This is a genomic window from Geodermatophilus sp. SYSU D01105, assembly GCF_054050095.1.
In genome coordinates, this window is the sequence record NZ_JBJGYR010000011.1 from 35414 (window position 1) to 60913 (window position 25500).

Below are 25500 nucleotides of genomic sequence, written 5' to 3' on the forward strand. Positions count from 1 at the left end.
GGCGCCCCCGGCGCGACGGAGGTCACCGTGCCACCACCGCACCGATCTCGTGGCCGGAGTCCAGAGCCGCCAGGACCGCCGCCGTGAGCTCGTCGGCCGTCGCCCGGCGCAGCCGCACGGTGACGACCGCCGGCTCGGCGGCGGCGGCCTCGCGGCTGCTGTGCCGCGCGACGGCTCCCACCCGTCCGTTGCTGCCTCCCGGCCCTCCGTTCCCCTGGACCGCAGAGCCGACGGCCGGTGCCCTGCGTGCCACGCGCTGGGCCAACCACTGGTCGATCGCCTCGACGACGCCGTCCTCCGTGTCGGGCCCTGCGGGGAAGGAACGGACCCGGGTCGCCGCCGGGGCCGCCGCGGCCAGCCGGGAGGCGACGAGGTCCAGTTGCCGGCGACGCCGGTCCAGGGCCATGACGGGCACCGCTGGGGAGGCGACCGAGTGCACGACCTGCGCCACGTCGGCGAGCGTGAGCAGGCGGGGCCGCAGCACCTGCACCGCGGCGACCGCGAGGAGTCCCACGACCACCGCGGCCAGCGCGCCGAGACCCCCGGCGAGCAGGGGGTCCGGGTCGACCTTCGTCGTCTCCGCGTCGACGTCCCCGATGACGGTGAGCGTCGCGACGGGAGAGAGCAGGTCGCTCCCCGTGATGACGTCGACGACCGCGCCGAGGACGGCCGTCGCCGTCTCCGGACTGTCCCCTGTCACGGTCACGCGTGCCACACCGGACGCGGGCACGAGTTCGACCGACACCGACTCCGCGAGCGTGGCGGCGTCGATCCCCGGGAGCCGGCCGGACAGGCGGTCCAGGACCGGGGTGGACACGGCGACCTCGGGCAGGGCCGGCATGATCGAGCTCACGACGGCTCCGTACTCGGGGGTGCCCTGCTCACCGCCGGCCACCGGCGTCGCCACGATGCCCACCCTCGCCTGGTACAGCGGGTCACGGGTGAGCAGCAGAGCCAGCACGAGGGCCATGGCGGCACCCGCGGTGAGCACGGCGGGAACGACGGCGCGCCGCAACGCCGCCAGCGCCTGCGACCGTGTCACTGGGCGGCTCCGGGAGCCGGGGTCCCCACCAGACCTCGGAGGAGCGCGTCGTATCGCCGGGTCATCTGCAGGGGATCGTACTTCTCGGCGATCGTGCGGCTCGCCGCGTCGGAGGCGGCCCGGCGCGCGGAGGTGTCGGTCAGGAGCCGTTCCAGCGCGCCGGCGAGCGCATCCGGGGACCCCGGGGGGACGAGCAGCCCACCGCCGCCCCGCAGGACCTCGGTGAGACCGTCGACGTCCGTGGCCACGACCGGCCGGCCCGCAGCCATCGACTCGAGGACGAAGACGGGGAGGCCCTCCCAGTCCGAGGCCAGGGTGCAGACGTCGGCGGCCGCCAGCAGCCGCGGGACGTCGGTCCGGTTGCCGAGCAGCCGGACCCGCTCGCCGAGGCCGAGCTCCGCGTGCAGGGCCTCGATCCCCTGCCGGTTGGGGCCGTCCCCGGCGACGAGGAGGACGCAGTGCCGTGGCAGCCTCGACCAGGCCCGGAGCAGGACGTCGTGGCGCTTCTGGTCCACCAGCCGGGCGGCGCACAGCGCGACGGGCGTGTCGGGGTCCACGCCGAGCTCGCGCCGGGCCTGTTCCCGGTCGGGTAGCTCGGGCGCGGTCACCGCGTTGGGGATGACGACCGGCTCGCGGCGGAGCCCCGCCGACCGCAGCCGGCCGGCGATGGCCTGGCTGACCGTGACCACGGCCCGCGGGACGGTGCTGAGCAACCGGGCGGACGTGCGGTAGTCCGCGGCCGCCACACCGTGGAAGACGGTGACGACCGGGACCTTCCGACGCCGGGTGGCCTGCGCCAGCGCCACCGCTGCGGTCACCCCGACGTTGTGGGCGACGACGACGTCGGGAGCGCTGGCGATCAGCGCCCGGCGGGTCGCCGCGACGGCGCGAGCCAGCCCCGCGGGCCTCCGACGTGACAGGGGCACGCGGTGGACGTCCGCCAGCCCGGCGCGGAGGAGCTCCTCCTCCCGGGAGCCGCCGGCGCTCGCCACCGCGGACGCCCACCCGACCTCGGGTCCTCGTCGCACGAGCTCGACGACGAGGGACTCCGCGCCGCCGGTCCCCATCTCACCGATGGCGTGCAGGACGCGCATCCACCTGCTCCTCTCCGCCTGTCTGTTCCGCGGCTCCCCCACCCCGGCTCCGCAGGTCGACCGCCGCGGCGATCGCCAGCCCGGCCCACAGCGGCATGTAGTACTGCTCGGACAGGAAGACCGAGCACACGCAGACGGCCAACAGGCTCCCCTGGACGGCCAGTGCGGCGAGGTCCTGGGTGTCTCGGTCCGGAGCGCCGTCGGCTCGGCGTCGGCGGACCGCGCGCTCGGTGGCCACGACCGCTGCCACGATCCCGCCGAGGAACAGGGTGAGGGCGATCACCCCCAGCTCGGCGCCGACCTCCAGGTACATCTCGTGGGCGACGGGCGTCCGTTCGGCCAGCTCGGCGAACCCGGAGTACTCGACGTAGCCGCTGCGGAAACCCCCCGGCCCCACGCCGAGGAGCGGGTTGTCCGCCAGCATGCGGGCCGCCGCCTGCCAGCGGAGCAGCCGCGTGTCGACGTTGCTGGCGGCGATGTACTCCTTCTGGTCCAGGGCCTGCTGCACCACGTCCTGCGCCAGCACGAGGATGGGCACGGCGAGGGCGGCGAGCAGGGCACCGGCCGCGGCGAGGAAGCGCGCCGGGACCACCCCGCGGGCCAGCGCCCAGACGAGGACGGCGGTGGTGGCGAGGATGCCGCCTCGGGACAGCGTGGCCGCCGCTCCCACCAGGAGCAGGGCCAGGACGGCGCCCCAGGCGAGCGCCGCGAGCGGGCGTGCGGCCTTCCGGACGGCCAGCAGCACGATGGGGACGGCGGCCGTGAGGACGTAGGCGAGGTCGTTCGGGTCCTCCAGCGGTCCCGTGGCTCGGGGGGAGCCGAGGAACGCGAAGCTGACGACCGCGCCGAGGGCAGCGGCCGCGGCCCCGGCAACCAGCGCGTACAGGCCCGTCCAGGGGTCGACGTCGTGGGTGAGGACGTCCACCAGCGCCACGACGAGCAGGAGGAAGGGCAGCCAACGGACCATGTAGAGGAGGGCGTGACCGTTGTCGAGGTTGACCGCGGTCGAGGCCAGGACCAGCGGGACCAGTGCGACGGCGCACCAGACCACCGGGTGGGAGAGCCCGACCGGTCGGCCGGCGAGGAGCCGGCTCCCCAGCCAGGTGAGCAGGAACAGGGCCGGCGCCGCCTTGCTGAGGTTCGCGTCGACGGCCAGCAGGTAGCCCTCGAGCGGGGCCAGGGCGAGGGTGGCCACCAGGGTGACGCGGAGGAGCACGGTGGACGGCGTCCGCGCCCCACCGGCCCGTCCGGCGCGCTGGGGAGCCCCCGGAGCGGCGGGCACGGGGGCCGTCAACCTCCCTGCCGTCGGAGGACCTGCCCCACCGTCCTGAGGACGATCTTGATGTCGAGCCAGGGGGACCAGTTCTCGATGTAGTAGTTGTCGAAGCGGGCCCGGTCCTCGATCGAGGTGTCCCCGCGGAGGCCGTGGGCCTGCGCCCACCCGGTGAGGCCGGCGGGCACCCTGTGCCGCGCCGTGTACCGGGGGATGTGCGTCGAGAACTGCTGGACGAAGTGCGGTCGCTCCGGCCGGGGACCGACGAGGCTCATGTCGCCCCGGAGGATGTTCCACAGCTGGGGCAGCTCGTCCAAGGACGTCGCACGGATGAACCTGCCGACGGGACCGAGACGGTCGTCGTGCTTGATGTTCCAGTTGGTCTGCGACTCGCTGTCGTCCACCGGCTTCAGTGACCGGAACTTCAGCACGTCGAACGGCCGCCCGTCGATGCCCACGCGCTGCTGCCGGAAGATGATGCCGGGCCCGCCCTCCCGCCGGACCGCGAGTGCGACCACTGCCATCAACGGGGAGAGCACCACCAGTGCGACACCTGAGACGAGGACGTCGACCAGCCGCTTGGTCTTCCACCAGGGGCTGCGGAAGACGGCGCGTCGCACCCGGATGAGGGGGATCCCCCAGACCTCGTCGGTGTACCGGTTGGCGTTGTGCAGCTCGAACAGCCGCGGCAGCACGAACACCTCGACGTCCAGCCGGTCGCACGTGCGGAGGACGTCGACGAGCTGGTCGTCGTCCAGCCCGCCGAACGCGACGATGACGTCGCGGATCCGGTGCTCGCGGATGACCCTCCCCAGTTCCTCGTACCGCCCCAGCACCGGAGCGGGGAAGAGCGGGGACTCACCTGACGGCGGCTCCGAGTCGACGAAGCCCACCGGGTCCAGGCCGTAGTCCCTGTGCTCCCGCAGCGTGTCGGCGAGGCGGACACCGATCGGTCCGGCGCCGACGACGAGCGTCCGGTGACGGACGTGACCCCGGCAGCGCGCCCTGCGGACGACCGTGTAGGCGATCCGCCGGACGACGACCACGGCGGCGAGCAGCACCACGGCGTGGACGACCTGCCGGGGCGGTGGGTCGACACCGGGGAAGAGGGAGATCAGGGCCAGCTTGAGCGCAAATCCGACGACCGAGGCGGCGAGGATGTAGGGGACGTCGTCCAGGAGGGAGAGGTTCAGCCGCGACCGGTAGAGCCCGGCCAGGTAGAAGACCACCAGGTAGACGAGCAGCACCACGCCGTGGACCGGTGAGGTCGGCTGGGTGATCGCGGTGGCGACGACGAACGCCCCGATGTCCGCCAGGACCAGGTACGGCCGGACGCCGCCGCGGAGCCACCACGGCTCGGGACTCCGCCACGGGGCTTCGAGGGTCAGCCGCGTCGGCGCGCCGTCCGCGTCGGCCTGCGCCGTTGCCGTGCCGTCGGCACGGCGCAGCAGGCCCACCTCCGAGGCGGGTTCACCCCGCGGGACCTCTGCCACTGCCTTCTCCCCAGACCGGACGTCCGTGTCCGGCACTGGCGCCCCACCAGGTGTCCTGCAACACGGCTTGAGGACATTAAGTGACGCCGCAGGGGATCGCATCTCCAGCCGGCGCCCGCACTCCGCCGCCGGCTCCCGCCTTCGCGGGACGTCCGTGGGGTGGACGCCCCAGCCCCGGGGGCTACTCCTCGAACAGGGCGACCAGCTCGTCGGCGGTGCACGCCACGTGCAGCGGGACGATCGAGACCGTCCAGGCCGGACGGCGCTCGTCGATGCCGAGGGCGAGGTCCCAGGCCGCGCGGGCGCTGAGCGGGCCGAAGCAGGCGTCGTCGCCGTCGTCGCTGAGGGCGACCTCGACCAGCCAGGTGTCGGAGAGGTCGGCGGCGAGCTCGCCGAAGTCGGGCTCGGTGCCGTCCTCGGGCTCGGGGGCGTCGGCCTGGACCGGGTAGACGATCGCCATGTCCGGACCCCTACAGCTGGATGCCGCGGGTCAGGGCGCCGTCCACGACGAGGTTGGCCCCCGACGTGAAGCTGGACACCGGGCTGGAGAGGAAGACGACGGCCCTGGCCATCTCCTCCGGCGTCCCCATCCGGCCGGTCGGGTTGAGGGCCAGGGAGTCCGCGAACAGCTCCGGCTGGCCCTTCTCGACCGCCTGCCAGAAGCCGCCCTCGAAGTAGGTGTTCCCCGGGGAGACGACGTTGGCCCGCACCCCGCGGCCGGCCAGCTGGAACGCCAGCCCGGAGACGTAGCCGACCAGGGCGGTCTTCATCGTCCCGTACGGGCCGGCGGCGAAGTCGGCCTCGCGCCCGGAGACGCTGGAGATCGCGACGATCGAGCCGTTCCCGCCGGCCTCCAGGTGCGGCAGCGCGGCGGTGACCAGCCGCACGGTGTGCATCAGGTCGACCTCGAAGGAGGCGTACCAGTTCTCCTCTCCCGGGCCGGCCGCCAGCGCGCTCACGTTGGCGACGACGGCGTCCAGGCCCCCGAGCCGGCCGGCCGCGGCGTCCACCCACCCGCTCAGCGCCGCGCCGTCCCGCACGTCGAGCTGGACGCCGGTCGCCCGTCCCCCGCGCTCGGCGATGGCCTTCTCCACCACCTCGATCTCCCCGGCGTCGCGGGCGCAGAACTCGACGACGGCCCCCTCGTCCACGAACGCCTCGACGATGGCCCGGCCGATGCCGCGGGTGCCGCCGGTGACGAGCACGCGGGAGCCGGTGAGCTGCAGGTCCATGGCGGGGTCCTCTCGGGGTGGGGGTTCTCAGAGCAGGGCGGCCGCGCGGCGGCGCAGGTCGTCGTGCAGCCCGCCGTAGGCCGTGGCCCGCGGCAGGAGGGACTTGCGGGCCTTCACCACGGTGCTGTAGTTGGCGTCGACGACGTTGGCGATCGGCACCTCGGTGATCTGCGAGAGCAGCTGGTAGCCGTCCATCGGGTGCAGTCCGTAGAGCTCCTCGACCCAGCGCACCAGCTCCACCTGGCCGATCCGCCAGGCGTCCTCCAGGGGCCGGCTGGAGCCGACGGTCATCCAGTGCGTGTCGTCCTCGAGCCGCGGCCACAGCGGCGCGCCGCCCTTGATGAGCTCGACGACGAGGGTGGTGGTCATCGCGCCCTCGACGGCGGTGCCGCACGCCTCGCCCTCGCCCTGGCGGTAGTGCCCGTCACCGATGGAGAACAGCGCGCCCTCGACGTTGACGCCGAGGAAGCAGGTGGTGCCGGGGCGCATCTGCGGGGTGTCCATGTTGCCGCCGAAGCGCTCGGGGACCAGGGAGCTGCGCACCTCGCCGCCGGGCGGGGCGACCCCGACCGTGCCCAGCATCGGCGCCACCGGCAGCGCGACCTGCAGGTCGGTGTGCTGGGCGGCGAAGGTGACCGTGTTGGCGGCCCGGTCGAGCTCGTAGATCCACGTGGTGTCCGGCAGCGGGTCCTGCAGCGTCGCCGTCCGGTCGGTGCTGGTCAGCCCGCCGAAGAACGGGATCGCGGCCGAGGCGCCCCAGTCGCGGGCCGGCTCCATCGCGACGAAGTGCAGCGCGAGGGTGTCCCCGGGCTCGGCACCCTCGACGAAGAAGGGACCGGTCTGCGGGTTGACGAAGCGCAGGTCGACCTTCTCGGAGCACAGGTCGGTCGTCTTCTGCAGCGCGCCGCAGAACGCGTCGTCGGACCACACCCGCAGCGCCGTCCCCGGCCGGATGCGCCGCAGCGGGGCCACGCCGCCGAAGGTGAACGCGTACTGCTCGAACGTGGGCACGACCTCGACGACGTCCATGCCGCACCCTAGGGAGCCGCAGATGGGGTCGGCAACGGCTCGGCCGCGGCGGGCAGCCGGACGCGGTCCGGGGTCAGCTCGGCGACCGACGGGACGCCCAGCAGCTGAAGCGTGCGCGCCACCTCGCGGGACAGGATGTCGGCCACCCGCTGCACGCCGCGCTCGCCGCCGGCCATCAGCCCGTACAGGTAGGCCCGGCCGACCAGGCAGGCGCGCGCACCGAGGGCCACGGCGGCGACGACGTCCGCGCCGTCGAGGATGCCGCCGTCGAGGTAGACCTCCGCCCGGTCCCCCACCGCCGCGACGACCGCGGGGAGCTCCAGCAGCGGGGTGGGCGCCCGGTCCAGCTGGCGGCCGCCGTGGTTGGAGACGACGACGGCGTCGGCCCCGGCGTCGACCACCGCCCGGGCGTCCTCCGCCGTCTGCACGCCCTTGACGACCAGCGCACCGGACCAGCGCTCGCGCAGGTCCCGGACGTCGGCGAGGGTCGCGGCCGGCTCGAACACCCGGTCGGCGAGCTCGGCGACCGTGCCGCCCCACGAGCGCAGGGAGGCGAACTCCAGCGGCTCGGTGGTCAGCAGGTCGAGCCACCAGTGCGGGTGGACGGCGGCGTTGGCCATCGTCCGCAGGGTGAGCGCCGGCGGGATCGTGAACCCGTTGCGGACGTCGCGCAGCCGCGGGCCCGCCACCGGGGTGTCGACGGTGAGCACCAGCGCCTCGTAGCCGGCCGCGGCCGCCCGCGCGACCAGCGCCGCGCTGGCCTCGCGGTCCCGCCACAGGTACAGCTGGAACCACCGGCGCCCGCCCGGGGCGGCCGCGGCGAGGGCCTCGATCGTCGTCGTCCCCATGGTCGACAGGGCGTGCGGGATGCCGACCCGCTCGGCCACCCGGCCGACGGCGACCTCTCCCTCGGTGTGCATGAGCCGGGTGAAGCCGGTCGGGGCGAAGACCAGCGGCAGGGCCGACCGGCGGCCGAGGACGGTCGTCGACGGGTCGACGACGGAGACGTCGCGCAGCACGCTGGGCCGGAACTCCAGGCCCGTGAACGCCGCGCGGGAGCGGCGCAGGCTCTCCTCCGCACCGGCCGCGCCGTCGGTGTAGTCGAACACCGCCCGGGGGACCCGGCGCCGGGCGATCTCCCGCAGGTCGCCGACGGAGGCCGCCGCGGCCAGCCGCCGGTCGGTCGCGTCGCCGGGGACCCGTCGGGGACGGATGAGCTCGCGCAGCTCGGACCAGCGGGGCACTCGGCGCTCGACCACTCGGGCCTCCTCCTGTCGGCGTGCGCCCACCCTGCCAGGACACGTGGGACAGCCGGTACCCGTGGGACGACGCACCGCCCCTCACCGCGCGCCGCACGCGAACCGCCGTTAACGTCCTGCCACAGTGACGCGCGTCACCGTCGCCGCCGCACCCGAGGAACAGGCAGGTCCCGATGCTCTACACCGCGTACGAGTGGAACCGCCGGGCGGGCGCGCCCGTCGTGGCCGCCTCCGGGCTCACCGCCCGGGTGTTGTCCACGCTGCCGTCGCCCCTGGCCGGCCGGGGTCCGGTGCGCCACCTGCGTGCGGCCTGCGACATCGTGGCGCGGTCCCGCCCCACGCACGACCGGCCGGAGTACGGCATCGCCGCCGTGCCGGTGGGCGGCCGGCTGGCCGACGTGCGCGAGGAGCCCCTGACGGCCACCCCGTTCGCCACCCTGCTGCACTTCCGCAAGCCCTCGGTGACCGACCAGCCGCGGGTACTCGTCGTCGGGCCGATGTCCGGGCACTTCACCACGCTGATCCGGCCGACGATCCGGACCCTGCTGTCCGACCACGACGTGCACGTCCTCGACTGGCACAACGCCCGCGACATCCCGGTCCAGCACGGCCCCTTCGGGCTCGACGAGTACATCGAGCACGTCATGGCGGCCCTGCGGCACCTGGGGCCGGACACGCACGTCGTGGCCGTCTGCCAGCCCGCCGTCCCGGTGCTCGCGGCGGTGTCGCTGCTCGCCGCCGCGGACGACGACGCCCAGCCGGCGAGCCTCACCCTGATGGCCGGGCCGGTGGACACGAGGGTCAACCCCAACCGGGTCAACCAGGCGGCCGAGAAGCGGCCGCTGTCGGCCTACGAGCGCCGGCTCATCGACACGGTGCCCGCGCGCTACCCCGGCGCCGGGCGGCGGGTCTACCCGGGCGTGGTGCAGCTGACCGCCTTCATGTCGATGAACCCGCGCCGGCACTGGAGCGCTCACCTGCAGATGTACCGCGACCTGGTGACGGGCAACGCCGAGCGGGCGGCCACCACCCGGGCCTTCTACGACGAGTACGGGGCCGTGATGGACGTGCCCGCCGAGTTCTACCTGGAGACGGTCGGCCGCATCTTCCAGCAGCACGACTTCGCGAAGGGCAGGTTCACCTGGCGCGGGCAGCCGGTCGACCCCGGCGCCATCCGGCGGACCGCGCTGCTCACCGTGGAGGGGGCCCGCGACGACATCTGCTCCCCCGGGCAGACCGAGGCGGCCCACGCCCTGTGCACCGGGATCCCCGAGGAGCACAAGCGGCACCACCTGCAGCCGGGCGTCGGGCACTACGGCGTGTTCAGCGGCTCGCGCTGGGAAGCCGAGGTGTACCCGGTGCTGCGCGACTTCGTGGCCCAGCACGCGCCCGAGCGGGCCGCCGCCGGCTGACAGCTGCGGACCGCGCCGGCGAGCCGGCCGGGCAGGAGGCTGCCCGGCCGGCGCACGCCGGTACCGCGCTCAGTCCACCCGGGTGGCGCGCACGGTCAGCGGCTCGGGCCGGTCGCCGGCGGCCGGCAGCGCATCGGCGTCGACCACCTCGCCGGGCAGCTCCCCGAGCTCCGGGTCGGGCTCCGGCACGGTCGGCAGCCACCGGTCCCACCACCGGAGCAGGTGCTCCAGCCGCGCCCGCCGGTGCCGCGGCCTGCCGGACCGGGACAGCTCGTGTCCCTCCCCCGGGAACAGCAGCAGCTCCGAGGGGACCCCGCGACGCTTGAGCGCGGTGTAGAGCCGCAGCCCCTGCTCGACCGGGCAGCGCCAGTCCTGCTCGGAGTGGACGACGAGCGTCGGTGTGGTGATCGCCCCGGCCTGCGCCAGCACGTCCTGCTCGGCCAGCCGGGCGGGGTCGGTCCCGAGGTGCTGGTCGGCGAAGTACCACCCGATGTCGGAGGAGCCGGCGAAGCTGACCGGGTCGAGCACCGCGCGCTCCACGACCGCCGCCGCGAAGCGGGTCGTGCGTCCGATCAGGTGCGCGGTGAGCCAGCCGCCGTAGGAGCCGCCCATCAGACCCACCCGGTCGGCGTCCAGGGCTGGGTCCTCCAGGACGGCGTCGAGGAAGGCCAGGACGTCGGCGGCGTCCGCCGTCCCCCACGCGCCGCGGAGGGCCCGGCCGTGCGCCTGCCCGTAGCCCGACGAGCCGCGCGGGTTGCACCGGACGACGGCGTACCCGGCCGACACGAGGACCTGGACCTCGTCGACGAGTGACCAGCCCACCTGCCGGTACGGCCCACCGTGCACCACGAGCACCACCGGGTGCGGGCCCGGGCCGTCCGGCACGGTGACCCACCCGTGCACCGGGTACCCGTCGGGCGCGGTCGCGGTGTGCTCGCGGGCCCGGTGCAGCCGTCCGGTGCCGCCCAGCGCACGGCCGAAGGCGGTGAGCAGCCGCCGACGGCCGGGCGTGATGGCGATGAGCTCACCGGCGGAGCGGTCGTGCGCCACGGTGGCGACCACCACGCCGCCGCCCACGGCGACCCCGCGGACGGTGAACGGGCCGTCGACCAGCGCCTCGGGCGTCCCGCCGTCCAGCGGCACCCGCAGCAGGTCGACCGCGCCGCGCCGCTGCACACCGAGGTACGCGGCCCCGCCGGCCAGCACGGTCGCCGGCGTCTCGTCCCCGCGGTCGGTGGACGCGGGGTCCAGCAGCGGCTCCAGGGGGCCGCCGCTCGCCGGGACGCGGCAGAGCGTGGCGCTGCGGGCGACGTCGTCCACGCCGTCGGGCCCCAGGTCGGGCCGGGCGGTGAGGTGGATCCAGGCGCCGGAGGGGTCGTAGGCGGGCAGGGAGCACCCACCCCGCCCGTCGGTGACCCGCCGCGGCGTCCCGCCCGCCGCCGGCACGGCATAGACGTCGCGCACCAGGTCGCGGTCGGCCCGCGGGTGCCGGGCGGAGACGAAGGCCAGCTCCGCGCCGTCGGGGCTCCAGGCGGGGTCGCAGTCGTCGGCCGGGCCGTCGGTGAGCTGCCGCGGCTGCGGCAGCGGCGCGTCGTCGTCCACCCCGTCGGGGGGCAGGTCGAGGACGAACACGTGACTGCGCTGGTCGGCGACGAAGCCGACGCCGTCCAGCCGGTACTTCAGGGTGGTGATCAGCCGCGGCGGCTCGGCCTCGGGCCCGACGCCCGGTGCGGTGCCGTAGCGCCCCTCCTCCGGGACGCGTGCGGTGTAGGCCAGCCGCCGGGAGTCCGGCGACCACACCGGGGCACCGGCGCCCAGCGGGTGCTCGGTGAGCCGGCGCGGCGCCCCGCCGGCGGTCGGCAGCAGGTGCACCTGCGGCCGACCGCCGGGCTCGGCGCCGAGGTAGGCCAGCCACCGGCCGTCCGGGGAGAACGCCGGCGCGGTGTCCCGGGCGCCCGAGGTCAGGGCCCGGGCCGGCGCCGACCCGTCGGTGGGCACGGCCCACAGCCGGCTGCGCGGCTCGTCGCCGTCCAGGTCGAGCTGGGTGACGGCGACGACCGCGATGCGCCCGTCCGGGGAGACCGTGGGGACCCCCGGCGTGCGCAGCAGGGCGAGGTCGGCGGGCAGCATCGCCGCGCCGTCAGCCCCGCCCCGGGCAGCCCCGACCGCCCCCCATCAGGGACGGCGGCGCTGCTCGCCGGACTCGGGCTCGGCCGACCGCGCCTCGACCACGGACTCCGCCTCGGCCGACGCGGCCGGGCCGACGGAGCCGGTCCGGTCCGCGATCTCCGGCTCGACCGGCGACTCGTCCACCATCTGCCCACGGGTCTTGACCAGGCTGGCCACCGTGGCGATCACGAGGACGCCGAGGATGATCGTCAGGGACAGCCAGATCGGGACGGTCGGCACCGCGTCGATGTGCTCGCCGCCGTTGATGAACGGCAGCGTGTTCTCGTGCAGCGCCTCCAGGACCAGCTTGACGCCGATGAAGGCCAGGATCACCGCCAGGCCCAGCGACAGGTAGACCAACCGCTTGAGCAGGCCCCCGAGCAGGAAGTACAGCTGCCGCAGGCCCATGAGCGCGAACACGTTGGCCGTGAAGACGATGAACGGCTCCCTCGTGAGACCGAAGATCGCCGGGATGCTGTCCAGCGCGAAGACCAGGTCGGTCGTCCCGAGCGCCAGGAAGACCACGATCATCGGCGTCCACAGCTTCTTGCCGCGCTCGGTGACCCGCAGCTTGCTGCCCTGGAACTCCGAGGTCATCGGCAGCACCCGGCGCATCTGCCGGATGAGCGCGTTCTCCTCGTAGTCCTCGTCCTCGCCCCGGTGCCGGACCAGGTTGATCGCGGTGTACACGAGGAAGGCGCCGAAGATGTAGAAGACCCAGGTGAAGCGCGCGATGAGCGCGGCCCCCAGCAGGATGAAGATCCCGCGGAGCACCAGGGCGATGATGATCCCGACCATCAGGACCTCCTGCTGGAGGTGCCTGGGCACGCGGAACCGCGCCATGATGATCACGAAGACGAACAGGTTGTCGACCGACAGGCTGTACTCGGTCAGCCAGCCCGCGTAGAACTCCGTCGCGAACTGTGCGTCGGTGACCGCCCAGAAGACCGCCCCGAAGACCAGGGCCAGCCCCACGTAGAAGCTGACCCACACGCCCGCCTCCTTGAAGGAGGGCTCGTGGGGACGACGGGCGACGATCGCGAGGTCGGCGAGCAGCAGGACCGTGAGCCCCACGAACGTCGAGACCTCGAACCAGACCGGGAGCTCGTGCACGGTTCAGGACTCTACGGGCCGCGTCGGACCGGGACCCCCCGGGACTCCGGATTGCAGTGCCCCGGCGAGGACCCGGACGGAAGCGCGCAGCGCAGCGGTGTCCCGGCGTCCGAGGGCGCCCACCACGCGGTCGAGCAACCGGATCCGGACACCCTCCGCCTGCTGGAGCACGACCCGCCCGGCCTCGGTCACCTCGAGGACCGCGGAGCCGGGCGCGAGAGCCGGCGCGTCGGGGTGCGGGACGCGGCGCAGCAGCCCGCGCCGGACCAGCGTCTCGGCCGTGGCGCCCCCGGCGTCGTCGACCTGCCCGGTGCGGCGCGCGACCTCCCGGGGGTGCCGGGCGCCGTCGGCGACCGCCCGCAGGGCCTCCACCTCGCCACGGCGCATGCCCGTGACCTCCTCCAGGAGCACGGCCAGCCGCTCGGTGGCACGGGCGATGCCGGCGAGCTCGTCGGCCAGGTCCACGACCGCCGTCAGCCGCTCGCCGGGCAGCTCGCCCGCGCGCGCACCCCGCGCGACCCCCACGGCGCTCACCGGGTCACCGAGCCGGCGTCGACAGCCTCGTGGGGGTCCGCCGGGTCGGCGTCCGTACCGCGGGCCGGGTCGGCGTCCTGGCGGGACAGCGGGTCGGCCTCCACGCCGGCGGCCGGGTCGCTGACGGCGCCCCGGACCGCGACGGTGTCGTCGCGCAGGGGGTCACGGTCGGGGCCGGCGGCCGCGGCGCGCCGGTTCCGGGCCAGGCTGGCCACGGTCGTGACCACCAGCGTGAGGAGGATGACCGCCAGGGACAGCCAGGTCGGGATCTCCGGCACCGCGGTCACGTGCTCGCCGCCGTTGACGAACGGCAGCTCGTTGGTGTGCAGCGCGTGGATGACCAGCTTCACGCCGATGAAGCCGAGGATGACCGCGAGCCCGTAGGACAGGTAGACCAGCCGGTCGAGCAGGCCGTCGAGCAGGAAGAACAGCTGCCGCAGGCCGAGCAGCGCGAAGGCGTTGGCGGTGAAGACCAGGTAGGTCTCCTGGGTGAGCCCGAAGATCGCCGGGATCGAGTCGACGGCGAACAGGATGTCGGCGCTGCCGATGGCGACCAGCGCGATGGCCAGCGGGGTGATGTGGCGCTTGCCCTTGATCTTCGTGGTCATGCGGTCGCCGGAGTAGTCCTCGGTGGTCGGCAGCAGCCGGCGCGTGAGGCGGAGGACGCCGTTCTCCTTGAAGTCCTCGTCGTGGGTGTGACCGCCCTTGGCCTGCAGGTAGGCGGTGTAGATCAGGAACGCGCCGAACACGTAGAAGATCCAGCTGACGTTCTCGATCGCCGCGGCACCGACGAAGATCAGCGCCGTCCGCAGGACGAGGGCGAAGGCGATGCCGAACAGCAGCACCTTCTGCTGCAGCTCCCGCGGGACCGCGAAGCTGCTCATGATCAGGACGAAGACGAACAGGTTGTCGACCGAGAGGCTCTTCTCGGTGACGAAGCCGGCGAAGTACTCGCCGCCGTACTGGGGCCCGGCGAACCACAGCACGAGCAGGCCGAACACGACGGCGATGCCGACGTAGACCGCCGACCAGGTGGCCGACTCGCGCAGGGTCGGGGCGTGCGGCGTGCGGACGTGGCCGACGAAGTCGAACACGAGCATGCCGACGATGGCGGCGACGGTGACCGCCCAGATCCAGAAGGGGACGTCCAAGGGGTGTGTACCTCCGGTACTGGCAGATGTGTCAGTGCCGGAGGTCTCTCCCGCCGCGGCCGCGACCGGCAGGACCGGAGATCCGCAGACCCCGTGATGACGACCCCGCCGCGTAGGGATACTCCCCTCCACGTGCAGACCCCGGGGACGGGCAGGCGTCATCGCCGGCTCACACCGTGGATCCAGGACGTCGAACGATCCGGCGCCCGGGGAGGTTCCCGCCGCGCCGCGGCGGCCGGTCGGGCATCGCGTGCGGCGGGGCTCCCGGCGCGGGTCAGCGCGCCGCCGGGCGCCGGCTCCGCGGCAGGGCGGCGACGATCGCGTCGTAGGAGGCGTCGACCAGCTCGCGGACCTCGTCGTCGGGCACCGGGCCGGTCCAGTCGACGGCGTTCCAGCCGTAGCGGCCGATGTAGGCGCTGGTGGTGATCGCGCCGGGGTACCGGTCGCGCCACTCCGCGGCCTCAGCGGCGTCGCGACCGCACTTCACCCCGACGGTGCCGGTGTCCAGGCCGAGGAACGCGAAGGCCTTGCCACCCACCTTGGCGACCAGCTCGGCCTCGCCCCAGGGGTAGCTCTCCTGCGCGCCCGGCTTGGCCAGGCAGTGGGCGACCAGCTCCTCACGCTCCACGGCGACCCCCTCGTGACGGACGGGAACGGCCCCAGGGTCCCGCGCCGAGCCCGTGAGAGAGAGGACCACGTCCTCCCCACCCCTCGCAGGCTCGGGGCGAGCCTCCGGACGCGGCCGCTCAGGCGTGCGCGGCGTCCAGCTGGCGCAGCTCCTTCTTCAGCTCGGCCAGCTCGTCGCGCAGCCGGGCGGCGACCTCGAACTGCAGCTCCCGCGCGGCGGCGAGCATCTGGTCGTTCACCTGGACGATGAGGTCGGCCAGCTCGTTGCGCGGCAGGCCCTGGACGTCGATGGACCCGGCCTTGCCCGCCTTCTTCGACGACAGGCCCGGCACCGGCGCCTTGCCGCGGGACTGCTGCCGGCCCGACCCGCCGATGAGCTCGGTGGCCTCGGCGTCCTCCGCCTCGCGGTAGATGCCGTCGAGGATGTCGACGATCTTCTTCCGCAGCGGCTGCGGGTCGATCCCGCGCTCGCGGTTGTAGGCGATCTGCTTCTCGCGCCGCCGGTTGGTCTCCTCGATCGCCTGCGCCATCGACGGGGTGATCGTGTCGGCGTACATGTGCACCTGCCCGGAGACGTTGCGGGCGGCGCGGCCGATGGTCTGGATGAGCGAGGTGCCCGACCGGAGGAAACCCTCCTTGTCGGCGTCCAGGATGGCCACCAGGGAGACCTCGGGCAGGTCCAGGCCCTCGCGCAGCAGGTTGATGCCGACCAGGACGTCGTACTCGCCCTGCCGCAGCTCGCGCAGCAGCTCCACCCGGCGGAGGGTGTCCACCTCGGAGTGCAGGTAGCGGACCTTGATGCCGAGCTCGAGCAGGTAGTCGGTGAGGTCCTCGGCCATCTTCTTGGTCAGGGTGGTGACCAGGACTCGCTCGTCGCGCTCGGTCCGCAGCCGGATCTCGTGCACCAGGTCGTCGATCTGGCCCTTGGTCGGCTTGACCACGACCTCCGGGTCGACCAGGCCGGTCGGGCGGATGACCTGCTCGACGACGTCCCCCTGGACCCGGCCGAGCTCGTAGGGGCCCGGGGTGGCCGACAGGTACACCGTCTGGCCGATCCGGTCGGTGAACTCCTCCCACTTCAGCGGGCGGTTGTCCATCGCCGAGGGCAGCCGGAACCCGTGCTCGACCAGCGTGCGCTTGCGGCTCATGTCGCCCTCGTACATGCCGCCGATCTGCGGCACGGTCACGTGGGACTCGTCGATGACCAGCAGGAAGTCGTCGGGGAAGTAGTCGAGCAGACACGCGCCGGCACTGCCGGCGGCACGGCCGTCGATGTGCCGCGAGTAGTTCTCGATGCCGGAGCAGAACCCGACCTGGCGCATCATCTCGATGTCGTAGGTGGTGCGCATGCGCAGCCGCTGGGCCTCCAGCAGCTTCCCCTGCCGCTCGAGCTCGGCCAGCCGCTGCTCGAGCTCGGCCTCGATGGAGGCGATCGCCCGCTCCATGCGGTCGGGGCCGGCGACGTAGTGGGTGGCCGGGAAGACGAACAGCTCGTCGACCTCGCGGACGACCTCCCCGGTCAGCGGGTGCAGGTAGTACAGCCGCTCCACCTCGTCGCCGAACATCTCGATGCGGACGGCGAGCTCCTCGTACACCGGGAACACCTCGATGGTGTCCCCGCGCACCCGGAACGTGCCGCGGGTGAAGGACAGGTCGTTGCGGGTGTACTGCTCGGTGACCAGGGTGCGCAGCAGCTCGTCGCGGTCGCGCTCCTCCCCCACCGAGATCTTCAGCGCCCGCTCGACGTACTCCTCGGGCGTGCCCAGGCCGTAGATGCAGGAGACCGTGGCGACCACGACGACGTCCCGGCGGGTGAGCAGGCTGTTCGTCGCCGAGTGCCGCAGCCGCTCGACCTCCTCGTTGATCGAGGAGTCCTTCTCGATGTAGGTGTCGGTCTGCGGGACGTAGGCCTCGGGCTGGTAGTAGTCGTAGTACGAGACGAAGTACTCGACGGCGTTGTCCGGCAGGAGCTCCCGGAACTCGTTGGCCAGCTGCGCGGCGAGGGTCTTGTTCGGCGCCATGACCAGCGTGGGGCGCTGCACCTGCTCGATCAGCCAGGCCGTCGTCGCCGACTTGCCGGTACCGGTGGCCCCGAGGAGGACGCTGTCCTGCTCCCCGGCCTTGACCCGATCGGCGAGCGCCTTGATGGCGGCCGGCTGGTCGCCCGAGGGCTCGAAGTCGCTGACGACACGGAAGCGCCCCTGGGTGGGACGGAGGTCGGTGGCTGCGCGCACGCCGACGACGGTACGACGGGGGTGTGACAGGACGGCGTCCCTGCGACCGCCGCGCACTCCTGGGACGGGCGGGACCGACCGGCTGGCCGGCGGTGCTTGCCCTGGGGTACGGGCCCCCCTAGCGTCCCCGTTCGCAGGAGCGGTCAGCGTCGAGGACCAGCGCCACCCGAGGCACCGCCCGGGCGAGGTCGGACCCCGGCGTCGCTGCCCCGGCCGGACCTGCGCACGACGGCCCCCGTGGGAGACCCCGCGGGGGCCGTCGTCGTCCCGGCCGGCCGCGGTGACCGAGATCTCCACGACGCCGGTCACCGGAGGGTTGGGCGGCTGCGGGGGCGGGCAACGGGGACGGCGGAGCAGCACGCACCGACCTCCCCGCCGACGCCCCGCGGCCGGGAGGCCACCGGCCCCCGACCCGCAGGGGGCGCCAAGCAGGAGGACCTCGTTCATGACCCAGGTGTGGCCCGGTAGCGCCTACCCCCTCGGTGCCACGTACGACGGCACCGGCACCAACTTCGCGATCTTCAGCGAGGTCGCCGAGAAGGTCGAGCTGTGCCTGTTCGACGACGACGGCAACGAGGAGCGCATCCGGCTCCCCGAGATGGACGGCTACGTCTGGCACGCCTTCCTCCCCGGGGTGCACCCCGGCCAGAAGTACGGCTTCCGCGTGCACGGGCCCTACGACCCCGCCCAGGGGCTGCGCTGCAACCCGAACAAGCTGCTGCTCGACCCGTACGCCAAGGCGATCGACGGCCAGATCGACTGGGACCAGTCGGTCTTCGGCTACGACTTCGAGACCAAGGAGCGCAACGACGAGGACTCCGCGGCGCACATGCCCAAGAGCATCGTCGTCAACCCGTACTTCGACTGGGGCGTGGACCGCCCGCCGAAGACGCCCTACAACAAGACGGTCATCTACGAGGCCCACGTCAAGGGCCTGACCATGACCAACCCGCGGATCCCCGAGGAGCTGCGCGGGACCTACGCCGGCATCGCCCACCCGGCGACGATCGAGCACCTGCAGTCCCTCGGCATCACCGCGATCGAGCTGCTCCCGGTGCACCAGTTCGTGCAGGACGACACCCTCCAGCAGAAGGGCCTGCGCAACTACTGGGGCTACAACACGATCGGCTTCTTCGCGCCGCACAACGAGTACGCCAGCGCGACGACGGCCGGGCAGCACGTGCAGGAGTTCAAGGGCATGGTCCGCGCCCTGCACGAGGCCGGCATCGAGGTCATCCTCGACGTCGTCTACAACCACACCGCCGAGGGCAACCACCTGGGCCCGACGCTGTCGTTCCGCGGCATCGACAACCGCACGTACTACAAGCTCGTCGAGGGCGACGAGCAGTACTACATGGACTACACGGGCACAGGGAACACCCTCAACGTCCGCACGCCGCAGTCGCTGCAGCTGATCATGGACTCGCTGCGCTACTGGGTCACCGAGATGCACGTCGACGGCTTCCGGTTCGACCTCGCCTCGGCCCTCGCCCGGGAGCTGCACGCCGTCGACCGGCTGGCGACCTTCTTCGACCTGGTCCACCAGGACCCGGTGGTCAGCCAGGTGAAGCTGATCGCCGAGCCGTGGGACGTCGGCGAGGGCGGCTACCAGGTCGGCAACTTCCCGGCGCTGTGGACCGAGTGGAACGGGAAGTACCGCGACACCGTGCGGGACTTCTGGCGCGGCGAGGACGCCACCGTCGGCGAGTTCGCCAGCCGGATCACCGGCTCGGCGGACCTGTACCAGCACTCCGGGCGGCGCCCGGTGGCGAGCATCAACTTCGTCACCGCGCACGACGGCTTCACGCTCAACGACCTCGTCTCCTACAACGAGAAGCACAACGAGGCCAACGGCGAGGACAACAACGACGGCGAGAGCCACAACCGCAGCTGGAACTGCGGTGTCGAGGGCCCCACCGACGACCCCGCGATCCTGCAGCTGCGTGCGCAGCAACGGCGCAACTTCATCGCCACGCTGATGCTGAGCCAGGGCGTGCCGATGCTGCTGCACGGGGACGAGCTGGGCCGCAGCCAGGGCGGCAACAACAACGGCTACTGCCAGGACTCCGAGCTGACCTGGATCGACTGGGAGGACGTCGACGAGGGCCTGCTGGAGTTCACCAAGGCGGTGACCAAGCTGCGCTGCGACCACCCGACGTTCCGCCGGCGGCGGTTCTTCCACGGCCGCCCGGTGCGCCGCGGTCAGGGCGAGCCGGTGGCCGACATCGACTGGCTGACCCCCGACGGCGAGCAGATGGCCGACGAGGACTGGGACGTCGGCTACGCCAAGTCGCTGGCGGTCTACCTCAACGGCCTCGGCATCCGGGAGATGGACGAGCGCGGGGAGTACGTCAAGGACGACCACTTCTACCTGGCGTTCAACGCCTCCCACGAGCCGATCGACTTCACCCTGCCCAGCGAGGACTACGCCCAGGGCTGGACGACGGTGCTCGACACCGCGGAGATGGGCGAGGTCGAGCCGGTGGAGCGCAAGCCGGGTGAGACGGTGACGGTGCAGGGGCGCTCGATCGTCGTCCTCACGGGTCCGGCGCTGTGAGCGAGCCGCTCAGCGAGCAGCGCCGGCGCGAGGTGCCGACGGCGACCTACCGCCTGCAGGTCACCGCCGACTCCCCCCTGGACCGGGCCGCGGAGCTCGCCGGCTACCTGGCCGACCTCGGGGTGAGCCACGCCTACTCCTCACCCCTGCTGCGCTCGGCCGCGGGCAGCACCCACGGCTACGACACCGTCGACCACGCCCACATCGACGAGTCGCGCGGCGGGCGCGAGGGGTTCGACCGGCTGGTCGCCGCGCTGCACGAGCGCGGCCTGGGCCTGGTGCTGGACCTGGTGCCGAACCACATGGGCGTCGCCGACCCGTCGGAGGCCCCGTGGTGGTGGGACGTGCTCCAGCACGGCCGGGACAGCGCCCACGCGGCGGCCTTCGACATCGACTGGGACTTCGGCGGCGGCAAGGTCCGCATCCCCGTCCTCGGCTCGGCGGAGGACGTGGAGAAGCTCGAGGTCGTCGACGGGGAGCTGCGGTACTACGACAACCGGTTCCCGATCGCGCCGGGGACCGGGGAGGGCACCCCGCAGGAGGTGCACGCCCGGCAGCACTACGAGCTGGTCGACTGGCGGCGGGCCGACTCCGACCTGAACTACCGGCGGTTCTTCGCGATCAACACCCTGGCCGGGCTGCGGGCGGAGGACCCGGAGGTCTTCGCGGCGACCCACCGGCTGGTCCTGGAGCTGGTCGAGGCCGGCGCCGTGGACGGCCTGCGGATCGACCACCCCGACGGGCTGGCCGACCCCAAGGGCTACCTCGACCGGCTGGCCGAGGCCTCCGGCGGCCGCTGGACCGTGGTGGAGAAGATCCTCGAGCCCGGGGAGGACCTGCCGGAGAGCTGGGCGACGGCGGGGACCACCGGCTACGACGCGCTGGCCGAGGTCGACGACGTGCTGGTCGACCCGGCCGGGGAGGCGGCGATCACCGCGCTGGACACCGAGCTGTCCGGCGGGCCGGTCGACTACGCCGAGCTGGTGCGCGCCTGCAAGCGCGAGGTGACCGACGGGATGCTCGGCTCGGAGGTGGCCCGCCTGGTCCGGGTCATCGGCGAGCTGCCCGGCATCTCCCGCGAGCAGCAGACCGAGGCCCTGGCCGAGCTCCTGGCGAGCTTCCCGGTCTACCGCACCTACCTGCCCGACGGCCGGGAGCACCTCGACGCGACCGTGGCCGCGGTGCGGGAGCGCCGTCCCGACCTGGCCGGCGCCGTCGACGCGCTGCACTCGGTGCTGTCCCAGGCCGGCACCGAGGCGGCGACCCGCTTCGAGCAGACCAGCGGACCGGTCATGGCCAAGGGCGTCGAGGACAGCGCCTACTACCGGTGGGCCCGGTTCGTCGCGCTCAACGAGGTCGGCGGCGACCCGGCCCGCTTCGGCAGCACGGTGGCGGAGTTCCACGAGGCGCAGCAGCGCCGGCTGGCGCGCAAGCCGGAGTCGATGACGACGCTGTCGACGCACGACACCAAGCGCAGCGAGGACGTGCGGGCGCGGCTCGCGGTGCTGGCCGAGCAGCCGGACGACTGGGCGCAGCTGGTGCGCCAGCTGCTCGCCCGGCACCCGCTGCCCGACCGGCCGCTGGCCTCCTTGGTGTGGCAGAACCTCGTCGGCGCCTGGCCGCTGTCCCGGGAGCGGGCGCACGCCTACGCGGAGAAGGCGGCTCGCGAGGCGGGCACGTCGACGACGTGGACCGACCAGGACGAGGAGTTCGAGGCCCGGCTGCACGCGCTGGTCGACGCGGCCTACGACGACGAGGCGACGCACGGCGCGATCGAGGACGTCGTCGCCCGGATCGCGCCGGCGGGCTGGTCGAACTCGCTGTCGCAGAAGCTGCTGCAGCTGACCATGCCCGGTGTCCCGGACGTCTACCAGGGCACCGAGCTGTGGGACTTCTCCCTGGTCGACCCGGACAACCGCCGTCCGGTGGACTACGCGCTGCGCCGGCGGCTGCTGGCCCGGCTCGACGGGGGTTGGGTGCCGCCCGTGGACGCCGAGGGCGCGGCGAAGCTGCTCGTGGTCTCCCGGACCCTGCGCGCCCGCCGCGAGCACCCGGAGTGGTTCACCGGGTACGAGCCGGTGACGGCCACGGGCACGGCGGCCGACCACGTCGTCGCCTTCGACCGCGGCGGCGCGGTGACCGTCGCGACCCGCCTCCCGGTCGGGCTGGCCGGCGCCGGTGGCTGGGGCGACACCGCGCTGCAACTGCCCAACGGGGCGTGGCGGGACCTGCTCACCGGTGGGCGGTACGTCTCGGACGCCGCCGGGCTCCCCGTCGGGGCAGCGCTGGAGCGGTTGCCGGTCGCCCTGCTCGTGCGGGACTGACGCAGGACCACCACGCCACCGGGCTCGCGGCGGGACCCCGCAGGGGCCACGTCCGTCACGAAGCGCAGCGGGGCGGGGGCGGTGCGCCGCTCCCGCCCGGCCTGTCGCAGGAGGGCCGTGCCCCGCCCCCCTGCCGACAGGCCGGGTGCGGCACGCCCACCTAGCGTTCGCGGCGTCCGGCTCCCCGCCGGGCCCGGCGCCGTCCCGCCCAACCCCGTCCGGCGGCGAGCGGACCTCTGCACGACCGTGGACGGGGGTGGGGGACCCACCTACGACGCCCCGCGCGAGGTGTGCGCAGCGCGTCTGGGGGTGAAGCCGCGATCCGCGGCCGGGCACCGATCGTCCGAACCCGACAGCTAACCCCGCCGGCGGCCGATCGGAGGACCCCCATGCCCCAGCACGACCGATCCCGCACGCCCGCACGCGGCCTGCGCCGCGGCGCCGTCGTCCTCACCGGCGCGGCGGCGCTCTCCGCCCTCGCGCTCCCCGGCACGGCTCAGGCCGCGGAGCACAACTGGGACGGCGTCGCCCAGTGCGAGTCGGGCGGGAACTGGCAGATCAACACCGGCAACGGCTACTACGGCGGCCTGCAGTTCAGCGCCAGCACCTGGGCCGCCTACGGCGGCCGCGAGTTCGCGTCCAACGCCCACCTGGCCAGCAAGGAGCAGCAGATCGTGGTCGCCGAGCGCACGCTCGACGGCCAGGGCATCGGCGCGTGGCCGACCTGCGGCAGGCACCTGACCGCCGCGGTCCAGTCGCCGGCGCCGGCCGCCGAACCGGAGCAGGCCTCGCGGGCGGACCGGGCGGCGACCGGCAGCCACGTCGTCCAGGCCGGGGACACCCTCGGCTCCATCGCCGCCCGCCACGGCACCGAGGGCGGCTGGCGCGGGCTGTGGGAGCTGAACCGGGACCAGGTCAGCGACCCGAACGTGATCCGCGTGGGTCAGACGCTCCGGGTCTGACCGGACCGCGGGGCCCGGCCGGTGCGCTCCCGGCCGGGCCCCGCCGCGCGCGGGGCCGGCAGCTGGTCCGGAGGTGTCCCGCTCCCGCCGTGGACGGGCGACCCAGCCCGGTCGGCCCTGCGCTCCCTCCTCCGCGGACCGTGCCCGGAACCCACGGTTGGCCGCCGGGTGTGCGGGCATGATCCGTCCCGATCCCGGCCCTCCGGCCAGTCCCCGTCTCGTCCCGCGTGGAGGCACTGCGCATGTCCGCACCCGTCGAGTTCTCCGTCTGGGCACCGCTGCCGAAGCGGGTCCGGCTCCAGGTCGACGGCTCCGTGCACGAGATGCACCGGGACGACGGCGGCTGGTGGCGCGCCGAGGTCGAGGCCGGGCCGGAGGCCGACTACGGCTTCCTCCTCGACGACGACGAGAAGGTCCACCCCGACCCGCGCTCGCGCCGGCAGCCCGAGGGGGTGCACGGGCCCTCCCGCCGGTTCGACCCGTCGGCGTACGCGTGGGGCGACGCGGCGTGGACGGGGCGCCCGCTGGCCGGCGGTGTGGTCTACGAGCTGCACGTCGGCACGTTCACCCCGGAGGGCACGCTCGACGCGGCGATCGAACGGCTGGACCACCTGGTCGAGCTCGGTGTCGACTTCGTCGAGCTGCTGCCGGTCAACGGCTTCAACGGCACCCACAACTGGGGCTACGACGGCGTCCTCTGGTACGCGGTGCAGGAGGACTACGGCGGCCCGGCCGCCTACCAGCGGTTCGTCGACGCCTGCCACCAGCGCGGGCTGGCCGTCGTCCAGGACGTCGTCTACAATCACCTCGGCCCGTCCGGGAACTACCTGCCGCAGTTCATGCCGATCTTCGCCGAGGGTGCCAACACCTGGGGCAACTCGATCAACCTGTCCGGGCCGGACTCCGACGAGGTGCGCCGGTACATCATCGACAACGCGCTCATGTGGCTGCGGGACATGCACGTCGACGCCCTCCGGCTCGACGCCGTCCACGCGCTGGTCGACGAGCGGGCCACCCACGTGCTGGAGGAGATGGCGCAGGAGGTCGACCGGCTGTCGGTGGCCGAGGGGCGCCCGCTGACCCTCATCGCCGAGAGTGACCTCAACGACCCGCGCCTGGTCACCCCGCGGGTGGCCGGCGGCATGGGGCTGACCGCGCAGTGGAGCGACGACTTCCACCACGCGCTGCACTCGACCCTCACCGGCGAGGGCCAGGGCTACTACGCCGACTTCGCTGCTGCGGGCCTGTCCGGGCTGGCCAAGACGCTGACCGGCGCCTACTTCCACGACGGCGCGTGGTCCAGCTTCCGCCGCCGGCACCACGGCCGGCCGGTCGACGTCGACGAGCTGCCGGGCTGGAAGTTCCTCGGCTACCTGCAGGACCACGACCAGATCGGCAACCGCGCCGTCGGCGACCGCATCTCGGCCTCCCTCTCCCCCGGCCTGCTCGCCGTCGGGGCGACGATCGTGCTGACCAGCCCGTTCACCCCCATGCTGTTCATGGGCGAGGAGTGGGGCGCGAGCACCCCGTGGCAGTTCTTCACCAGCCACCCGGAGCCGGAGCTGGGCAAGGCCACCGCCGAGGGGCGGATCGGCGAGTTCGCCGAGCACGGGTGGGACGCCGCCGTCGTGCCCGACCCGCAGGACCCCGAGACCTTCACCCGCTCGAAGCTGGACTGGAACGAGGTCGAGGAGGAGCCGCACGCCCGTCTGCTGGCGGTGCACCGCGCGCTCCTGGCGCTGCGCCGCGCGCAGCCGGACCTGGTCGACCCCGACCTGTCCCGGGTCGCGGTCAGCTGGGACGACGAGGACCGCTGGCTGGTCGTCCACCGGGGCGCGCTGCGCGTGGTGGCCAACCTGGCCGGCGAGCCGCGGGAGGTCGACCTGGACCGGCCGGCCTCCGGGGTCCTGTTCGCCACCGGCGAGGAACCGCGGATCGACCGGACGACGGTGACGATGCCGGCCGAGAGCGCGGCCGTGGTCACCACCTCCTGAC

Annotated in this window: 19 protein-coding genes and 1 riboswitch; of the genes, 5 read left to right on the top strand and 14 right to left on the bottom strand. The window is 73.8% G+C overall.

Features of this window, described 5'->3' with window-relative positions; all coding sequences use genetic code 11:
* Nucleotides 1–22 precede the first annotated feature (22 nt).
* The 8 genes from ACI79I_RS12165 to ACI79I_RS12200 all read right to left on the bottom strand — a co-directional run bounded on the left by ACI79I_RS12165 (nt 23) and on the right by ACI79I_RS12200 (nt 8422).
* The gene (locus ACI79I_RS12165; protein WP_456992596.1) at nt 23–1042 is read right to left on the bottom strand and encodes a hypothetical protein; all 1020 of its coding nucleotides are present in this window, start codon (nt 1040–1042) and stop codon (nt 23–25) included.
* Complete coding sequence (locus ACI79I_RS12170; RefSeq protein ID WP_456992597.1) at nt 1039–2136, bottom strand: glycosyltransferase; 1098 nt, start codon at nt 2134–2136, stop codon at nt 1039–1041. The genes ACI79I_RS12165 and ACI79I_RS12170 overlap by 4 nt, the downstream gene beginning before the upstream one ends.
* The gene (locus ACI79I_RS12175) at nt 2111–3418 is read right to left on the bottom strand and encodes an O-antigen ligase family protein (RefSeq protein ID WP_456992598.1); all 1308 of its coding nucleotides are present in this window, start codon (nt 3416–3418) and stop codon (nt 2111–2113) included. The genes ACI79I_RS12170 and ACI79I_RS12175 overlap by 26 nt, the downstream gene beginning before the upstream one ends.
* 8 nt (nt 3419–3426) lie before the next feature.
* The gene (locus ACI79I_RS12180; RefSeq protein ID WP_456992599.1) at nt 3427–4902 is read right to left on the bottom strand and encodes a sugar transferase; all 1476 of its coding nucleotides are present in this window, start codon (nt 4900–4902) and stop codon (nt 3427–3429) included.
* Nucleotides 4903–5083: 181 nt separating this feature from the next.
* The gene (locus ACI79I_RS12185; protein WP_456947527.1) at nt 5084–5362 is read right to left on the bottom strand and encodes a hypothetical protein; all 279 of its coding nucleotides are present in this window, start codon (nt 5360–5362) and stop codon (nt 5084–5086) included.
* Nucleotides 5363–5372: 10 nt separating this feature from the next.
* Nucleotides 5373–6134: an SDR family NAD(P)-dependent oxidoreductase gene (locus tag ACI79I_RS12190; RefSeq protein ID WP_456992600.1), complete on the bottom strand. Its 762-nt coding sequence runs from the start codon at nt 6132–6134 to the stop codon at nt 5373–5375.
* Between the two features lie 27 nt (nt 6135–6161).
* Nucleotides 6162–7163 carry an acetamidase/formamidase family protein gene (locus tag ACI79I_RS12195; RefSeq protein WP_456992601.1) on the bottom strand — a complete coding sequence of 334 codons (1002 nt, stop codon included), beginning with the start codon at nt 7161–7163 and terminating at the stop codon, nt 6162–6164.
* An 8-nt stretch (nt 7164–7171) separates the two neighbouring features.
* Nucleotides 7172–8422 carry an alpha-hydroxy acid oxidase gene (locus ACI79I_RS12200; RefSeq protein WP_456992602.1) on the bottom strand — a complete coding sequence of 417 codons (1251 nt, stop codon included), beginning with the start codon at nt 8420–8422 and terminating at the stop codon, nt 7172–7174.
* Between the two features lie 173 nt (nt 8423–8595).
* Between ACI79I_RS12200 and ACI79I_RS12205 the strand changes: the two genes are divergently transcribed.
* On the top strand, nt 8596–9834 hold the full coding sequence (locus tag ACI79I_RS12205; RefSeq protein ID WP_456992603.1) for a polyhydroxyalkanoate depolymerase: 1239 nt from the start codon (nt 8596–8598) through the stop codon (nt 9832–9834).
* A gap of 69 nt (nt 9835–9903) precedes the next feature.
* On the opposite strand, the gene ACI79I_RS12210 is transcribed toward ACI79I_RS12205, so the two are convergent.
* The 6 genes from ACI79I_RS12210 to uvrB all read right to left on the bottom strand — a co-directional run bounded on the left by ACI79I_RS12210 (nt 9904) and on the right by uvrB (nt 17662).
* A complete protein-coding gene (locus tag ACI79I_RS12210) occupies nt 9904–11964 on the bottom strand; it encodes a S9 family peptidase (RefSeq protein WP_456992604.1) in 2061 nt (686 codons plus the stop codon).
* A 45-nt stretch (nt 11965–12009) separates the two neighbouring features.
* Nucleotides 12010–13116 (bottom strand): TerC family protein, encoded by a 1107-nt coding sequence (locus ACI79I_RS12215; RefSeq protein ID WP_456992605.1) that lies wholly within the window; start codon nt 13114–13116, stop codon nt 12010–12012.
* Nucleotides 13117–13119: 3 nt separating this feature from the next.
* Nucleotides 13120–13650 (bottom strand): hypothetical protein, encoded by a 531-nt coding sequence (locus tag ACI79I_RS12220; protein WP_456992606.1) that lies wholly within the window; start codon nt 13648–13650, stop codon nt 13120–13122.
* Nucleotides 13647–14801 (bottom strand): TerC family protein, encoded by a 1155-nt coding sequence (locus tag ACI79I_RS12225; protein ID WP_456992607.1) that lies wholly within the window; start codon nt 14799–14801, stop codon nt 13647–13649. The genes ACI79I_RS12220 and ACI79I_RS12225 overlap by 4 nt, the downstream gene beginning before the upstream one ends.
* A gap of 274 nt (nt 14802–15075) precedes the next feature.
* On the bottom strand, nt 15076–15429 hold the full coding sequence (locus ACI79I_RS12230) for an MmcQ/YjbR family DNA-binding protein (protein ID WP_456992608.1): 354 nt from the start codon (nt 15427–15429) through the stop codon (nt 15076–15078).
* 118 nt (nt 15430–15547) lie between these two features.
* Nucleotides 15548–17662: an excinuclease ABC subunit UvrB gene (uvrB, locus tag ACI79I_RS12235; protein ID WP_456992609.1), complete on the bottom strand. Its 2115-nt coding sequence runs from the start codon at nt 17660–17662 to the stop codon at nt 15548–15550.
* Between the two features lie 445 nt (nt 17663–18107).
* Between uvrB and glgX the strand changes: the two genes are divergently transcribed.
* The 4 genes from glgX (at nt 18108) to treZ (ending at nt 25499) form a co-directional block, all read left to right on the top strand.
* Entirely contained in the window at nt 18108–20219 is a 2112-nt protein-coding gene (gene glgX / locus ACI79I_RS12240; RefSeq protein ID WP_456992610.1) for a glycogen debranching protein GlgX, read from the top strand.
* Nucleotides 20216–22543, top strand: coding sequence for a malto-oligosyltrehalose synthase (treY, locus tag ACI79I_RS12245; protein WP_456992611.1), 2328 nt, complete (start codon nt 20216–20218; stop codon nt 22541–22543). Before glgX ends, treY begins: the two co-directional genes overlap by 4 nt.
* Nucleotides 22544–22799: 256 nt before the next feature.
* A riboswitch (cyclic di-AMP (ydaO/yuaA leader) is annotated at nt 22800–22909 on the top strand.
* A 23-nt stretch (nt 22910–22932) separates the two neighbouring features.
* Nucleotides 22933–23505, top strand: coding sequence for a transglycosylase family protein (locus ACI79I_RS12250; RefSeq protein ID WP_456992612.1), 573 nt, complete (start codon nt 22933–22935; stop codon nt 23503–23505).
* A gap of 242 nt (nt 23506–23747) precedes the next feature.
* On the top strand, nt 23748–25499 hold the full coding sequence (treZ, locus tag ACI79I_RS12255) for a malto-oligosyltrehalose trehalohydrolase (RefSeq protein WP_456992613.1): 1752 nt from the start codon (nt 23748–23750) through the stop codon (nt 25497–25499).
* Nucleotide 25500: the final 1 nt, after the last annotated feature.

What these genes read in the sequence shown, in the direction of transcription:
- ACI79I_RS12205 (WP_456992603.1), top strand. Translation starts at nt 8,596, where the DNA reads ATGCTCTACACCGCGTACGAGTGGAACCGCCGGGCGGGCGCGCCCGTC.
- ACI79I_RS12195 (WP_456992601.1), bottom strand. Translation starts at nt 7,163, where the DNA reads ATGGACGTCGTCGAGGTCGTGCCCACGTTCGAGCAGTACGCGTTCACC.
- glgX (WP_456992610.1), top strand. Translation starts at nt 18,108, where the DNA reads ATGACCCAGGTGTGGCCCGGTAGCGCCTACCCCCTCGGTGCCACGTAC.
- treZ (WP_456992613.1), top strand. Translation starts at nt 23,748, where the DNA reads ATGTCCGCACCCGTCGAGTTCTCCGTCTGGGCACCGCTGCCGAAGCGG.
- ACI79I_RS12210 (WP_456992604.1), bottom strand. Translation starts at nt 11,964, where the DNA reads ATGCTGCCCGCCGACCTCGCCCTGCTGCGCACGCCGGGGGTCCCCACG.
- ACI79I_RS12185 (WP_456947527.1), bottom strand. Translation starts at nt 5,362, where the DNA reads ATGGCGATCGTCTACCCGGTCCAGGCCGACGCCCCCGAGCCCGAGGAC.
- ACI79I_RS12170 (WP_456992597.1), bottom strand. Translation starts at nt 2,136, where the DNA reads ATGCGCGTCCTGCACGCCATCGGTGAGATGGGGACCGGCGGCGCGGAG.
- ACI79I_RS12250 (WP_456992612.1), top strand. Translation starts at nt 22,933, where the DNA reads ATGCCCCAGCACGACCGATCCCGCACGCCCGCACGCGGCCTGCGCCGC.
- ACI79I_RS12190 (WP_456992600.1), bottom strand. Translation starts at nt 6,134, where the DNA reads ATGGACCTGCAGCTCACCGGCTCCCGCGTGCTCGTCACCGGCGGCACC.